9 protein-coding genes and 2 pseudogenes are annotated in these 15,314 nt (G+C 67.7%); 5 read left to right on the top strand and 6 right to left on the bottom strand.

Annotated features, from left to right (window positions below; genetic code table 11):
• Positions 1-102 precede the first annotated feature (102 nt).
• From DIZ27_RS31245 to DIZ27_RS31220, 6 genes and pseudogenes are all read right to left on the bottom strand, one after another.
• The gene (locus DIZ27_RS31245) at positions 103-645 is read right to left on the bottom strand and encodes a hypothetical protein (protein WP_219933668.1); all 543 of its coding nucleotides are present in this window, start codon (positions 643-645) and stop codon (positions 103-105) included.
• Positions 642-2,849 (bottom strand): hypothetical protein, encoded by a 2,208-nt coding sequence (locus DIZ27_RS31240; protein ID WP_109381782.1) that lies wholly within the window; start codon positions 2,847-2,849, stop codon positions 642-644. Before DIZ27_RS31240 ends, DIZ27_RS31245 begins: the two co-directional genes overlap by 4 nt.
• Positions 2,846-4,657 carry a hypothetical protein gene (locus DIZ27_RS31235; protein ID WP_146229021.1) on the bottom strand — a complete coding sequence of 604 codons (1,812 nt, stop codon included), beginning with the start codon at positions 4,655-4,657 and terminating at the stop codon, positions 2,846-2,848. Before DIZ27_RS31235 ends, DIZ27_RS31240 begins: the two co-directional genes overlap by 4 nt.
• Complete coding sequence (locus tag DIZ27_RS31230) at positions 4,654-6,009, bottom strand: site-specific integrase (protein WP_181383765.1); 1,356 nt, start codon at positions 6,007-6,009, stop codon at positions 4,654-4,656. The genes DIZ27_RS31235 and DIZ27_RS31230 overlap by 4 nt, the downstream gene beginning before the upstream one ends.
• A gap of 145 nt (positions 6,010-6,154) precedes the next feature.
• Positions 6,155-6,439, bottom strand: a pseudogene (locus DIZ27_RS31225) (DNA-protecting protein DprA); the annotation flags it as partial.
• Positions 6,436-7,914: pseudogene (locus tag DIZ27_RS31220) on the bottom strand (YifB family Mg chelatase-like AAA ATPase); the annotation flags it as partial. The pseudogenes DIZ27_RS31225 and DIZ27_RS31220, both read right to left, overlap by 4 nt.
• 46 nt (positions 7,915-7,960) lie before the next feature.
• On the opposite strand from DIZ27_RS31220, the gene DIZ27_RS31215 reads away from it, so the two are divergent.
• The 5 genes from DIZ27_RS31215 (at position 7,961) to DIZ27_RS31185 (ending at position 15,296) form a co-directional block, all read left to right on the top strand.
• Entirely contained in the window at positions 7,961-9,490 is a 1,530-nt protein-coding gene (locus tag DIZ27_RS31215) for a site-specific integrase (RefSeq protein WP_109381796.1), read from the top strand.
• Positions 9,491-9,567: 77 nt separating this feature from the next.
• Positions 9,568-11,220 carry a hypothetical protein gene (locus DIZ27_RS31210; protein WP_258308621.1) on the top strand — a complete coding sequence of 551 codons (1,653 nt, stop codon included), beginning with the start codon at positions 9,568-9,570 and terminating at the stop codon, positions 11,218-11,220.
• Positions 11,217-13,355 carry an integrase gene (locus DIZ27_RS31205; protein ID WP_109381777.1) on the top strand — a complete coding sequence of 713 codons (2,139 nt, stop codon included), beginning with the start codon at positions 11,217-11,219 and terminating at the stop codon, positions 13,353-13,355. Before DIZ27_RS31210 ends, DIZ27_RS31205 begins: the two co-directional genes overlap by 4 nt.
• Positions 13,352-13,768 (top strand): hypothetical protein, encoded by a 417-nt coding sequence (locus tag DIZ27_RS31200; protein ID WP_109381776.1) that lies wholly within the window; start codon positions 13,352-13,354, stop codon positions 13,766-13,768. Before DIZ27_RS31205 ends, DIZ27_RS31200 begins: the two co-directional genes overlap by 4 nt.
• Positions 13,769-15,032: 1,264 nt before the next feature.
• Positions 15,033-15,296, top strand: coding sequence for a helix-turn-helix transcriptional regulator (locus DIZ27_RS31185; RefSeq protein ID WP_109381773.1), 264 nt, complete (start codon positions 15,033-15,035; stop codon positions 15,294-15,296).
• Positions 15,297-15,314 lie beyond the last annotated feature (18 nt).

Here is a 15,314-nt window from a genome sequence, read left to right as displayed (position 1 = left end):
GCAGGGGTCCTCAAGGTCAGTTGACGACACCACCCGCATGGCTCATATCAGAGAGAGCTTGGCCACGGGTGAAACCGATGGGGGCACACCCGGCTTCAGCTGCTACGCCGGTCGGTGACGGCGCATGACGCGGACGACACCGTCGGTTCCAGCAGACTCTCTGAGGTTGTGGTTCTCAACCTCGAGGACGTGGATGACTCGGGCCATTTGCTGGGTCTTGGTGCGGAGGCTGTCCCGTTCGGCTCGGATCCGGATCAGGTCCTTCTTTTGTTTGTCGCTCGCCTCTCGCTCTTTGTCGGTGAAGGGCCGCGGTGGGGCCTGTTGGGCCTTGACCAGGGCATAGAAGAGATCCTTGAGGCCAGTGTGCTTGTGGGTGAGTTTGTTCCGCCGCAAGCCGGCTTCCTCGGCCAACGACTTGATCGTGAGCTGTCCGTCGGAGCGAAGTGGTGCACCGACCAGGAGCCGGACCATGGCGTCGGTGATCATCCGGATCTCTGCGGCGTCTGTGTTGGTTCCCTGCTGGAGGGCGTCGGCGGCGTGGGCGAGGACCGCTCCAACGGTTTCAGCGATGGCGGCAGCCTGGCCTCCTCGTTCCTCGTTGATGGCGGGTTCCGGCGTCGTTTCCGGGTTCTGGACCGGGTTCATCGGGTCTTCTCACTGGTCGGGCCGCTTGGGATCGCGGTGCTCTGGTGCCGTTCGATGATTTCGACGAAGACGGTTCGCCGTTGTTGCTCTCGGCGTGCGATGGGATAGGGGTCGAGCCCGGCCTCGGCGGCTGAGTCGATCTTGTCGATCTCTGCCTGGATGCCCGCGATCTGGGAGTCGGTGCGGCTGATGTTCGCGCAGGCCAGCTTGCAGCGGGATCGATCGGGGGTCCGTCGTCTGCTGGTGCTGCTCTGACCGAGTTCGAGTTCGGGGTCGCAGAGGGCTTTGAAGGCGTCGAAGTTGCAGGTCAGGAACGATTTCGGGTCTTCATAGACCTGCAGTTTCGGGTTCTTCACCAGTGCTCGGAGTTCTCGTTTGCCCAGATAGGTGCCGGCATATCGGTTCTCGAACTCCGTCGCGGCGGAGATGTAGCGGCCGGCTGCGGGGCCGCTGACGCTCTCGCCGTCAGCGATGCGTTCGCGGGCTTCGGAGAGGGCGTCGGCCAAGGCGAGGCCCTTCTCGAAGTCGAGGAGTTCGAGCATGTCCGCCTTCGAGCGTCCCGCATACGACTCTCCGATCAAGGTCGCGGCATGGCCGAACTGCACTCCCAGAGCAATGCGTCCGCCTGGCTGACGGTGGATGAACCAGGCGATGGTCCTCCGAAACCGGCGCATGACGACCGGGCCCTCGGGGTCCTCCGGGATCAGCTCGTGCGGGCGGTCGAGGCGGATGGCCTGCTGGTTGGCCCAGGCGATGAAGCTGGCGATGCGCTTGGTGGCCATGTCGCTGGGCACTGCGTCGCCGCCCTCCGATGAGGGCCGGTAGCCCCTGGAGAAGCTGCGGGAGAAGAGCAGGTCACCGCTCTCCAGTTCCTCGACCACGGCGATGGACCGGGCCACGAATTCGAGGACCACCCAGGGATCGGGGCGGATCTCGCCCTCCGGAATCGCGTTGCCCTCGTCGTCGGTGACGCCTTTGAAGTGGCGTCCCGTGATCTTGTAGCGGGAGGTGCCGTCCTCGCGCTCTTCGCGCGTGCAGCAGCCTCTGGCCAGGTGCAGGACCTCCTCGGGACGCATTCCGGACAAGTACGCGGTCGTGATCAGCGATGCCGTGGACAAGTGCAGGACCAGGAAGGTGATCTCGTCGAAGTCCAGCGAGTCGGTCCAGGGCCGGTCTGCGATCCGGCCGGTGATCGGGACATTGAGTGGGGCGTCAGGGCCGAAATGGTGGGGTGCCAACTCGTGCCGAAGGCGCCTCTGGGCCACGGTGACCTGGTGGGTGCCGACCCCGAGGGTTCCGGCGATGTACTGGCGGTTGAGGGAGGGCAGCGTCCCGTTGCCGCCTCGGGATCGGGCGCTGGCCTTGATCGAGTCTTCCTGGAAGCCGGAGAATCCGGGCAGCGGCTTGCCCTCGGTGATCAGCCTTTTCAGGTAGTCGACGACCACCTGGCTGTCCCCCTGGGGCGAGGCCTCCCGGGTGCGTTCGAGCAAGCGCTGGCGTTCGCGCCAGGCTGCCAGAATGTCCGGCCCAAGGTCGAGGACCATCCGCAGGGACCAGACCAGCAGGGGTGACATCACTGCCGGGTGGACGATCGGGATGTTGTTCTCCCCATCGGCTGGGGTGTCCTTCGTGCCGAGGAAGTCGCTCATGACGGCCGCTGGGTCCTCCCAGGGCGGCATGACGAGGCGGTCCTGCGGCAGCAGGAACGGCGCGTATCCCCAGATCCGGGTGAGGGTCTTTGCTGCCCGCTGGTCGTGGTCCCACGATCTTCCGTAGGTCCGGATGTGTTCCGCGTACTCGCCCAGGTCCTCTCCGGTCACCTCAGCGAGTTCGGTGATGCCCCGCTTGACGAGCCAGCGGGCGAAATCGATCCAGAAGCTGAACGTGAGCCGCAGGGCCCTGGGCGACATCACTTTGCGAGAAGCCGTCTCACGCAGCAGCACCTCGGGGGTGGGGATGTTCATGATTGCCCAGCCCACCCGCATCAGCGAGGCCCGCAACGGCTCGGGGCAGCGGGCCCAGTTGACGATCTCGGGCTTCACCGTGTCCTTGTGGGTCATGCAGGACAGGCGCCAGATCAGGTCCCGGAAACGGGGCAGCTGATCGTCGGGGATGCTGGAACGGACCCGGTGGGCGGGCAGGACCAGGTCGTGGGGGGCCGGATCGGCGAGGCGGGCGCCGTTGGCCAAGGCGGTCGTTGTCACGGATCGAGTCTCCTGTCGAGCATGCGGTCGATGAGGTCGCGGTCCGTCTCGGTCAGGGTGGAGACCAGTTCCGCTCTGCCGTCCTGGCTGGTGTGGGTGCTCAGGAAGTCGGAGACGCGGGCGTGATGGCCTTGCCAGTCGGCTGCCCAGGCGGCTGCCGTCAGCGTCGAGCGAAGCCCCTCGATGACCTGGTGCAGATAGACGATCCGCGGCAGGTCGCGTGTGGTCGCCACCGCGTTGCGGCAGGCGAAACACAGCAGGAAGGAGACTCCGCAGGGCTTGCCGACCGGGCCGAAGTCGGAGTTCTCGTAGTCGGTGCATGAGGCGACAGGTGTCTTCAGCCGGCCCTTCACGATGTTCATCGCGGTTTCACGGTCGATACCTGCGGCCTTGGCGACCTGTTCGGCGTCGTACTCCGTGTCGCCGGTGGCGTGAGCGATCAGCCGCATCTCCACCCGTTCCCGGGCATGCTCAACGGCCTTGGCCAGGCCCGCTTCCACAACGTCGCGCGAGTCCTCGCGGACCGTCTCGTCCTTGAGCAGGTAGTCACTGTCCTGGGTGGCCTGGGTGTTGTTCCGGGCCCGGCCGTGGTGGATCTGAGCACTGTGCCGCAGCGGTTGAGCACTGGTCCTGGGCGGGAGGCGGACTCCCGACTCCCGCTGGTCGCGGGCCCAGTCCGTGATCGCCTGCCCGAGAGCGCTGCCGTCTCGCAGAGAGCTCAGGTTCTCCGGTCCGCCGGCCCCTCGCCGGGCGAGCAGGAGCATCGGGCTGGGCCGTCCCAGCCTCTCCAAGGTCAGCCTGGCCTGCCGGGTCAGGTCCAGTGTCTGCTTCATCGCCCAGCCGCTGCTGCCCTCCCCGGCATCGACGAGGTTGTTGCTGGCATGGCGGCGTCTCTTGCCGCGGCGGGCCTTGTCCGTGGCCAGCCGGTGGACCGCCGGCGAGTCGGAGTCTCCGTCCGCGTTGGGGAAGGACGGCACCTGCATCTTCCGCAGCACGGACAGATTCCAGCCCTCATGGACGATCAGCAGCACTGAGGCCGCAGCGATCTCCTGGACGGTCGGGAAGAGCCTGGCAAGGATGCTCGCGACGCCTTCATCGCCCATCAGGCGGCGCGTCTCCTTGGCCAGGACTCGGTTCTTGCCCGCGTAGCGGGGAACGTCCCCGGTGCGGCTGATGTAGTCGAGCATCTGGCCCCAGGCCCAGTCGGGGCTCCCTTCGGTCAATGCACCGTTGCGCCATTGCTCCATGAGCGTGACGTTCTTCGCGATGCGCAAGCGAGCCGACCGCACCGTCGCGGCGGCCGCGTCACGGACCGCCTTCAGATCTGCCTTCGAGTGAGCGTGCTTGGGTGCCGTCTTCTTCTCGGCGGTCGGTTTGCGGCGCGGGGCCGCCATGTAGGAGCGGGTCTCGGTCGGCAGCCGGGGGCTCGTCTGGAGCACCGATCCGAAGGATCGGCGAACCGCGATGTCCTGGCTCCAGGACTTCCACCAGAACACGTTGATCTGGTCGACCGTGGTGATGGGCGGTTCGGCCGCTGCAGCGTCCCGCAGGAACTTGCGCAGGGTTTTCGACGCGGTCCCGTAGGTGGCTTCGCTGGTCCACCGAGCCCTGCCGTGCCGGGCCAGCAGTTCCACGAGCTCAAGGCGCAGGCCCTCAGGCCCGGGTGCGTCGCTGAAGTCCCAGGTGCCCAGGTCTTCGCCCTTCTCACCGACCGCTCGAACGATCAGGCCCGTCGGGTCGAGAACCGGCTCCCGTTCCCATCCTGTTGGAGGCAGGGCTGCCCGTCGGCCGGGCCCTGGCCCCTTCATGCCGCATCCAGGATCAGGCCGGTGCGGGCCGACAGCTCGGCGATCTTCTCCGCGTTGACCGGGTTGTCCTCGTCGTTGAGGAGGGAATCCAGCTGCAGCCCGCGTACGGGCTCAAGGTAAATGTCTCTGGTGACCTGCTCGTTCTTGTGTCCGAGCATGTCCTTGACCATCGACCAGACCTGTCCGTAGACATCCTCGTAGTGGCGGCGTTCTGCCGGCGTCAGCCCCAGGCGGCGGTCGAGCGCATTGTGCAGTGAAACGAGCACCCGCAGGGCCATCGAATGCCGCAGCATGTGCGGGGTGGCGAACACGTCGAGCCCCAGAGCCTCGCAGCGGTCGCTCGCCCGCTCGAAGACCTTGGTCCAATTCTTGTAGGAGAACGGCATGCCGTTCTCCGTCAGCCACAACATCGCCGGCTCGAGACCGTCCTCAGTCCGGATGTACAGCCTGAGCCGGTCCGCCGCGGTGAGCGTGTCCAGGGAGCCCTCGCCCCGACGGCCGTCCCGCTCGGTCCACAGAACTTTTCTCTGCCGCGTGATCATACGGACGATCCGCTGGCCCGGCAGATCGTCGTACGCACCCCGAGCCTGCGCGACCCGTACCGCCTCGGCCCGCGTACTCAGGCGATAGCCCGCCACCCTCTGCAGAGCCGCGTGACCGGCGTAGAACGTGTGCCCGGCCCGCTTGGCGACCTGGTGGCCCACCTTCCCGGAGTAGTAGTTCTGACGGCCGAGTGCAGGGATCTCGCAGGTCAGAATCGTCCCGGCCTCGCGACGGCGCATCCCGCTCGAGTACGTGAAGTCAGCGAATGCGCAGTCACGCCCGCCAAGCCGGCCTCGCCACGTCTCATCCTCCAGGCCGCTGGGCAGCATGCCACCCAGACCCACGTTCCGCCACAGCCGGAAGGCCCGCGGCGTCAGCCACTTCACGTCGGAATGGACCACGTCGTTCGGCGACAGTTCGGCGATCTCGGCCGTGCCTCCGTCCGGGGTACGGATCGAGCGCATCAGCACCGGGCTGAACTCCACGAATTTGTGCCCGCAGGCCACCTTGTAGAAGAGCGTGAGGGCGGCCAGCTCCTTTGCCCAAGTGGCGCCACCGACTTTCTCGGGGTTCGCCGCCGCCCGGCGACGCCATTCCTCCCAATCCTCCAAGTCCTCGGGAGTGGCCTCATCCCAGTTCAGACCGCGCTGCCACAAAAACGTGAAGAACACCCGGTAGATCGGCGCGTACGTCTCCTGGGTCCCCTCAGCCTTGACGGAGAACGCCGACCGTCGAAAGATCTTGCTCAGTCGAGGATCGACCCTCCCCTCGGGCGAAACCAGAATCGGCTGCCGATCGCGGAACTTCAATGCGTTCTCCCGCTCCGGCAAATCACCCCATCCAGCTACCTCGCCCTCTCCCGGCGTACCCCCATCACCCGTCCAGAAGAGCCACCACTCGCCCACAACACAAGACCTCTCCGCTGCAACCCGTCCTGAGGCAACACAGAGTATGTCCACAGAAGTTGAACGTCCCGGGGCACACGAACCGTGCCCCGGCGTCCCGCGCGACGGCGAGATCCCGGTCCGGTTCGGCCCGCGCGCTCCGCGCCAGCAGTCCGGCCCACCGCCGGCCGCTCACCCCCGGCAGCGGCTCGGCTCCCTCCCGCAGCCGTGACACCACTTCCCGCGCGCCCAGTTCCCGCACCCACCGCCCACCGGTCTCGTCGCCGGGTTCGAGGACACGGGTGAGGAAGATCCGGGCGAGGAACTCGTCACCGCGGCCGTCGGCGCGGCTCATGTCAGCGCTCCGATGGCCATGGGCACGCCGCGGGGGACACCGGTGCGCAGTTGCAGCGCGAGGGCGACGTCCGTGGCGTCGGGCCGGTCGTGGCCGACCAGGTCGGCGACGGTCCAGGCGACCCGCAGCACCCGGTCGAGTCCGCGGGCGCTGAGCACACCGCGCTCCAGGCTCCGCTCGGCGTCCTCCAGCGCGCCGGGCGCCGCGTGCCAGCGGCGGCGCAGCTCCCGTCCGGGGATGTCGCCGTTGGTGCGCCACGGGGTGCCGGTGAGCCGCGCGGCGGCGCGTTCGCGGGCCGCGCGCACCCGGTCGGCGACCGTGGCGGTGGATTCACCGCGGGCCCCGTCGGCGGTCAGTTCGGCACGCGTGACGCGCTCGGCCTCGACCCGCAGGTCGACCCGGTCGAGCAGCGGGCCGGACAGCCGGGCCTGGTAACGGCGGATCAACGAGGGCGGGCACTCGCACAGGGCCTCCTTCGGCGAGAAGCGGCCGCAGGGACAGGGGTTGGCGGCGAGCACCATCAGGAACCTCGCCGGGAAGCGCACCACGCCGGAACTGCGCGCGATGACGACGTGCCCTGCCTCCAGCGGCTGGCGCAGGGCGTCCAGGGCACGGCCGCCGAACTCCGGCGTCTCGTCCAGAAAGAGCACACCCCGGTGCGCGAGGGACACCGCTCCGGGCCGGGCGATTCCGGGGCCGCCGCCGACGAGCGCCTGCATCGTGGCCGAGTGGTGCGGGGCGCAGTAGGGAGCGGTGTCGATCAAGGGCTTGCCCGGGGGCAGCAGGCCGGCCACCGAGTGCACCGCCGTGACCTCCAGCGACTCCTGCCGGTCGAGCGGGGGCAGGAGCGAGGGCAGCCGCTCCGCGAGCATGGTCTTGCCCGCGCCCGGCGGTCCTTCGAGGAACAGGTGGTGCCCGCCGGCCGCCGCCACCTCCACCCCGGTCCGCGCCGGAAGCTGGCCGACGACGTCGGCGAGATCGGCAAGGTCGCAGCCGGGGTCGTAGTGGGCCGCGCCGGCGCTGTGCATGCCGGTGGCCGCGCCGGTGCCGGGGAACCGCAGCCCGGCCAGGAGCGGATCGGGCCGCCCCTGGCCACCGGGGTCCTCCTCGGGTACGGGTTCGTCGGTGAGTACGGCGATCAGCTGGCGCAGGCTGCGGATGCCCAGCACCGACACACCCGGCACCAGCGAGGCCTCGGCGGCGGCGCACTCGGGCACCACCACCTGCTCGTACCCCGCGTCGGCCGCCGCGATGACCGCGGGCAGCGTGCCCCGGACCGGTCGCACTCTGCCGTCCAGTCCCAGCTCACCGATCATCACGAGGTCGGCGAGCACCCGCGGATCGATCCGCTCGGCGGCGCCCAGGACGGCACTGGCGACGGCCAGGTCGAAGCCACTGCCGGCCTTCGGCACCGATGCCGGGCTGAGTCCCACGGTGAGCTTCTTCTGCGGCCACTCCGCACCGGAGTTCTCAACTTCCCTGATGATGTGATCTGTTCAAGTGCACAGGGAGGAGCTCGGGTTGAGCGAGTGGCACGTGGTGTGGGTTCCAGATCCGGGACAATGGGGGACGCAGCCCGCGGACGGTAGCTTCGGGGTGCATGACCTGCCGGGGGCAGTGGCCCGCATCGGTCTGAGGCCGGGCGATCCGGTGTACATCAGGCCCGACGGCATGGTGGACCAGGATTTCATGGATCTCGTACGGTCCACGGTTTTCCGAAACCTGGAACGGGAAACGAAGAGGAATTATGCGACGGACTACCGGCTGCTGCTGAATTATCTGTCCTCGCGTGGGCTGTCATGGAGGGAAGCCACGCCGCAGGTTTTGGAGGACTACCGAGACTGGCGGTGCAATGCCCCAGAGAATCCCGTCCGGATCAGCGGTACAAAGTGGAACCGCGAGGCTGCGGCGTTCACGAAACTGTTCAAGTGGGGCAAGGTCTATCCCTTGCCGGTGGATGTCTCGCGAAGTGAGGACCGGGCGGCGGACTCGGTCAGTTCGCGAGTGTCGTGGGGGACCCCGCGGACTTGGGGCTTGTGGTCTGACATCGGGTTGCGCGGTCACACCCGCGCCGGTGTCGCGGCGCCGATGTGGGAATCACGGACTGAGCTGCGGAACACGAGCTTCGTGCAGCTGCTGTTGAGCTCGGGCCTACGGCGGCAAGAAGGCGGTTCGCTGCTCGTCTTCGAGCTGCCGACTCAGCGCCTGCGCCATGGCCGTTACATGCATGGCCGCATCGCTGGCGCGGTGACCAGGTCGAAGAACAGTCGGACGTACTACGCGTCAGTTGATTCCGTCGGCCAGGTCGAGGCATACGTCGAATCGGAGCGGGCCTGGGTGGTGCAACGCGCCCAAGAGTCAGGCCGCTACAAGCGTCTGCCGACGATGCGGCTGGTCACAGGGGTGACGCATGGCCTGAAACCGAAGGTGGAGTGGGTGGATTCGGACGGCGTTGTCGGTGGCCAGGAGCTCAGTCGTCTGGGCTGGCGTGAGCGGCAGTGGTTGTTCGTTGATGGACCGGAAGGGCCGGAGCCGGCGTGGTTGTGGCTGACGGAACAGGGTCTGCCGATGACCCCGGACCGATGGAACGGTGTGTTCCGGATGGCCAATCTGCGCTGCGAGGAGACCCTTCTGACGGAGGAAGAGCGGAAGATCCGGCGGCAGTTCAGGCTGGCGGAGGTGCAGGGCAAGACCCCGTACATGACGCCGCATTCCTGCCGGCACTCGATGGCGCTCTACATGCTGATCTTGTTGAACGAGCTGTTCGAGAAGCGCTACGGGCTCACCAAGAAGGACCGGCGGGACTTCGCCCTGCTGTTCGGCGACCCGTGGTGGCTGGTCAAGACATTGCTGGGACATGCGGACGTGGAGACGACGAAGCGGCACTACCTCGCGCCGGTCGCGCATCTGCAACTCGAGTCGATCCTCGCTGCTGCAGAGACCACTGATGAGGGCGAGGATGTCGAGGATCTGGATGGCGTGTTCGCCCGGCTGGCCCGGGAGACGGCGGGCATCCAGGACATCGACCTGCTCCTCGGGGCAGTGTCGTGAGCAGGCGGGGACACAGGGCCCAGCCACCGCCTCCCGACCATCGTGTCGAGCCGGCGCTGGTCCCGGGGTCTGTCGTCGTGACGGTCACCAACAAGGCCGGTCACAGGGCGGAGTACGACTTCGGCGGCCTTGAGGTGGCTGGACCGATGCAGCGGTCGCTGGCCGCAGCGTTTGCCGCCCAGTCGCGCAACTGGACCAGTCACCGGACGGCAAACACCTGCTGGAGCAAGATCGGGCTGTTCGCTCAGTTCGTCGGCTCGTTGGAGTGCCCGCCCGATGACCTTGACGGTCTGACGGTCGCCGCGCTGCAGAGCTGGCGGGATAAGCACATTGACACAAACAGCGGCAGAGGCCTGCTCAGCGTAGTGCGCACCCTGCTGCGGCAGGATCCGCGGCTGACTGCCGGGCCGGCGGCGGAAGAACTGGCCCGCCGGATTCCATCGCCGGCACCCAGTAAGCAGTCCTATGAGCAGGCCGAGCGGGAGCGGGTGGTGCTGACCGCTCGGCGCCAGTTCCGCGCGGCCCTTCTCCGGATCAGTGAGAACACTCGACTGCTGGAGGAGTGGCGGGCGGGCCATCTTGTTGCAGGCAGCCGCGAGTGGAAGATCGGGAAGATTCTCGATCACACCGCCCGCACGGGGGACGTGCCGCGCACGACCTATCCGAGCGGGCAGGTCCACGTGACGCATCGCAAGCTGCTGGGGGGCAACCGTTCGGAGAAGACTTGGGGCCGGTTGTTCCTCGACCGCTCGGAGCTCACGGCGCTAGCAGTGCTGCTGACCGACCAGTTCGGATGGAATCTGTCCCAGTACGACTGCATGCCAGTGCCGACTGCGGCGCCGTCGGCCGGTGAGACGACCTCGGTGACCTACCAGATTCAGGTCGAAAAGCACCGCGCCGGTAAGGGACGGTGGTTCTCCACCGAGAACGTGACCGATTCAGGGGCCGACTCCCCCGGGAGGCTGGTTACCCAAGCTCTGACGGCCACGGCTCACGGCCGCGCCCTCGCCAACACGCTGGTGCCGGGAACTGACCTGCTGATGGTCGCTCGAAGCCACCGACCCGAGAAGAAGCATAGGAACTTGGACCGGCCCGCCTCGCTGGGCCCCTTGGATTTCGGGATCCCGGACGATCTGGCGTCGTGGTGGGCGCGCGGCCAGGGGCTGGGCGGGTCGCCGTTCCAGCGGGCTCGCCGGACCACGGTGACCCATGTGGGCCGCCCTTTGCAGCACACGCAGGGCACCCACGAGAGCATCTACGTTCTGCCCGACCCGCAGGTTCAAAAGGCCTCTCGTGGTGTCTTCGAAGCTGGTGCTCTGGAGGCTCTGGATCAAGCCCGCTCCACCGTCTTCGGCGGGAAGATCGCGGACTCGCCGGACCCGAGCCATCAAGAGACGGCAACAGCGGACTGCGAGGACGAGGACTCCAGCCCTTGGCCAGCTCCCGAGGGCGGTTGCGGGGCAGACTTTCTGCTCTGTCTGGCCTGTTCCAACGCCCATGTCCACCCTGGCCATCACCCGCGGCTCGCGTACCTGTACCAGCAGATCCTGAGTCTGCGGTCCGTTACGGACGATCGCAGGTTCCGTGAGCGCTGGGGCGATCACGTGCTGCGGCTTGAGAACCTGCGCGACAAAATCGGTCTGACCGCCTGGACGGCGGACCCCGGCCGGGTCAGCGACAACGACCGCACGATTGTCCGGCTTCTGCTGAAGGAAGACCTCGCGCCATGACCAGCCTTGCCGAAGCCGACCCCTACGTCCTGTCCCTGCCCGGACCGGACAGTCCAGCGATCCTGCCGCAGTGGATCAAGCCCGGCAATGTGCACGCCAATGCCCGCTACGGCGCAGCCATCTGGCCCCTGGCCCCGCTCATCGACAATCCCGGCACCAGGCTGTTCACGATTTACTGGAGGGGCTGCCCGGCCCCCTTCCTCGATCAGGTCAAACTTGCCGCCTGGACGATGATCAACGGCCGGCTCAGGCCGACCTACCTCCAGGACCGAGGGGCCCGTGCCCGAGGCAGAACATCCGCCGCGGATATGCGGGACACCTGCTACGAGTGGCTGAGGCTGGCGCGCTGGCTGCACGTACGCCGCATCACGAGCCTCGACGCCTGCACCGAGGATGTGTGGCGCGCCTATATATCCGAGCGCTTGGCCGACGGCGTGATCCGTGGCAGCGCGGAAAGGATCTGCGCGCGCTTGACGGATCTCTGGGCATTCGATCAGCTCAGTGCCAGCCCTGCGGGCATCACCCGGCCTCCCTGGGAGGAGGAGGGGGTTGACGACTACCTCCCTTCGGCTGATGGCTCGCGCGTAGAGAACAGCATGGAACCGCTCGACTCGAAGGTCCTCGGTCCCCTGTTGGTCTGGGCGATCCGGTTTGTTGACGACTTCGCCGACGACATCCTCGCGTCCTGGCAGGCGCGTGAGCGCCTGCTCGCCACGGCCGCGTACAACGGGGCCGGCCCAGAGGGCTTGGCAGCCCTCGCCCAGCTTCTGCTTCCTGCGGCCCGGTCAGGCGAGCCGCTTCCCTCCGTGCAGATGCACGGCCGGCGCAGTCTGGCGCGCACATACGTGGCCGCCCTTACCGGTGCGAGCCTGAGCCAGGTCGACCGGTTCAACGAGCGGCATCGCCTCTCGGAGTTGGCCAACGCACGGCCGGGTCCCTGTCCTTTGCCGGTGTCGGTCACCGGGCAGATCAACGGGAATCCCTGGCGCGAGCACATGGACTTCGACGAGGCCGGCGAGCTCATGCGGCACCTCGGCACCGCAGCAGTGATCATCTGCCTCTACCTGACAGGTATGCGTCCGCAGGAAGTGCAGGGTCTGCGGTCTGGCTGCTGCCCTGACCCGGAGCCGGCCGCCGACGGCACGCCCGGTCGTCACCTGATCCGCAGCCATCATTACAAGAACGTCACCGACGATGACGGCAACCACATCTCAGCAGGCGAGGAACGGGAAGTTCCATGGGTTGCCATCACGCCCGTCGTGCACTCCATCCGTGTCCTCGAACGCATGGTGCCCCCGGGGGAAATGCTGCTGAGCTCCTCCCACCACGACTACATCTACCGGCGCAGCCTTCACGGAGTGCTGAAAGGTTCGTCTTTGAGGGACCGGATTGAAGACTTCGTGGCATGGGCGAACCACGAGGCGCACGTCCATCACCTGCCCGACCAGGTCATCCCCGAAGATCCGCACGGAGCCATCGGGATGGCGCGGTTCAGAAGGACTCTGGCCTGGCACATCGCCCGCCGCCCGGGCGGGTTGATCGCGCTGGCGATTCAGTACGGGCACATGCGCACCGTGCTGGACGCCCGCACGTCCAGTGCCTACGGTTCCCGTAGCCGGGGCGGCGTCCACAGCGTCCTCGACGTCGAAACTGCGCTGGCTGCCGCGGACACCGCCGCTCACCTGCGCGACCGTCTCGCCGACGGAGAGAAGATCTCCGGCCCTGCCGCCCGCCGGGCCATCACCGCTGCTGCGTCGACCCCCCGGTTCGAAGGGCGGATCGTCCCTCGCACGTTCGCGAAGAAAGCGGCCAAGTTCCTGGCCCGTGACGGTGTCGTGCTCTACGACAACCCGGACGCGTTCCTGATCTGTGCATTCAAGCATGACAACGCGCTCTGCGAGCCCGAACCGGACGCCACTGCACCGAGGCAGTACGCCTGTCAGACAGGCTGCGGAAACACCGTCCGCACCGATGGCCACGCCCGTGGCATGCGAGAACGGGCCGATGAGATCGACCAGTTGGCCTCCGCTGCACCCGAGAAGATCGCCAGGCGTCTTCGGCGCAACGCCGACAACCTCCGCGTCGCCGCCGACGCGCACGACGCCACCGCCCAGAGCGCCGAGGACCTCGCATGAACCCACAGCACCACGACGAACGCACCCGCATTCGCGAAGCAATGAACCGGCTCCTTGCCGGACGGGCCACCGTTTCCAACGGCGGCCTCACCGCCACCGCGCTCGCGGTAGAGGCCGGCGTCCACCGCATGGCCCTGCTCAAGCGCCACGTCGACCTGAAGAATGAGTTCTACCAGCGTGTCCGCGCCGAGACCCAGCAGGTGCCGGAGCCGGAGCAGCGGCTGCGGGAGACGGTCGCCAAGCTCAAGAAGACCCTCGACAACAAGGAGAAGGAACTCAAAGAACTGCGTCAGCTGGTGACCAATCTGACGCTGGCCAACGCCGTCCTCACCCATCAGCAGCACACACCAGCGCCCTCGCCGGACCTCCTGGCTGCGGACAACGTCATCCCGTTCCGCCCGCTCGACTCCTGACGCGGTCCGGGGGATCGGGATCGGCACGCCGACCCAGTTCAGCCCCTCCCTCCCCCGCGGTGCACGACTACGTCGCGCCCGCCGGGGGGCCTCCTGCGCTTCGGTACCAAGCAGGTTGTGCAGTAACGGCCCGCCCTCTGACTGCCGCTGAGCATGTCCAACAGGACGCCAGCGCCATCGTGCCGCTCATGTAACCACCAGCGACCCGGCTCTTGACCTGCACCGCCTCGCGTACGGCTCCGTCCGCGTCCACCACGTCGAAATCGACCTTGTCCACCACCGTGTCGCCGGGCGGCGGGCCCTCCACCCGAACGCACACCACCTCCGGCTCGTCGATCACCGTAACCAGCCGCTCCAATGTGCGCACGTACTGGTAGTGAAACCCCCGCGATGCGCCGCGTCCCCCGTCTGTCCCATCCAGGTCGGCGCGCCGCAGCGGCATGGCCGCGACGGCGATGATCAGCCCTCATGGCTAGGGGGAGCGCGGCAGCGGCTGGAAATATCTGCCGATTCTCACCTCATCACACTCCAGCGGGCCGACGAACGTGTGCCTGTCCCCCACAGCCCAGCCACCAGCCCCGCCCGGGCCAGATCCAGCACCGCGGCGGGGTGTCTGCAGATCCACTGGGCGAACACCGCCTCCGTCTCACAGCGCCTCCACCCACTCGGCGGGCTCACACGTAAGGTCCGCAACCGCCTCACCCGCGGGCCCCCGCACATGGCGGCCGGCCGCGTCCTGCGGGGGTTCGGGGACGGTAGCGGCGCAAGGGATCGCGGCGGCGCACGCGGTGCAGGCATCCGCAAGGTGCCAGGTGAGGCCGCGGTCCGCCCGGATCAGCAGGAGTCGCAGCGGACCGGAACAGGGCCCCTGGCGTCCGTGCCACGCACAGCCCCTTTCCCGACACTGACAGGTACGCAGGTACGCAGGCAGCCGGGACTCGACGAAGTGGCCCGCAAGATGCCGGCGGACCTGCACGACCCCATCAGCGCCCACGGCCACGAACGACTGCGGGCAGGCACTGCACGTCAGCACGGGCCGCCCCGCCGAACCGCTGATCGTGACGGTCCAGGCGCATGCGGACAGAGCCATGGACATCGGTCCCTCCAAGCCGTGAGCAGTCAGCCGCCGACCCTGTGTCCGGGCGGCTCCGGGTGCGGAACACCGTAGTGCAGACCCCTGCCCTATCAGAGCCAGTCCGTACCGACACAAACAGGGCAGAGGTCTGCACTGCCAGGGTAGAGGTCTGCACCGTCGGATGGATGCGTGACGATCATCCCGCCGCCGGAGCCCGACCCGACGGCACTCAGGCTCTCCCTCGCTCGCCTGCGTGCGCAGCGCGGGTGGAGCTATGACGAACTCGCCGCGCGCAGTGGTCTGTCCCGCCGAACTCTGATCGAGATCGAGCAGGGCCGCACGATCGGCACGCTGGCCACTTGGCACGCTCTCGCCCACGCCTTCTCCATCCCGCTGGGCGAGCTCCTGGATCCACTATGCGCGGGGCACGAACCTCCGAAGTCCGACGCTTGAGCACAGCCGCCCGTCGGC

Origin of the sequence: Streptomyces sp. NWU339 (assembly GCF_003143855.1) — a bacterium.
Taxonomy (GTDB): Bacteria; Actinomycetota; Actinomycetes; order Streptomycetales; family Streptomycetaceae; genus Streptomyces.
The sequence above is the reverse complement of the archived record's forward strand: the minus strand, read 5'-3'. Positions and strand labels throughout refer to the sequence as shown.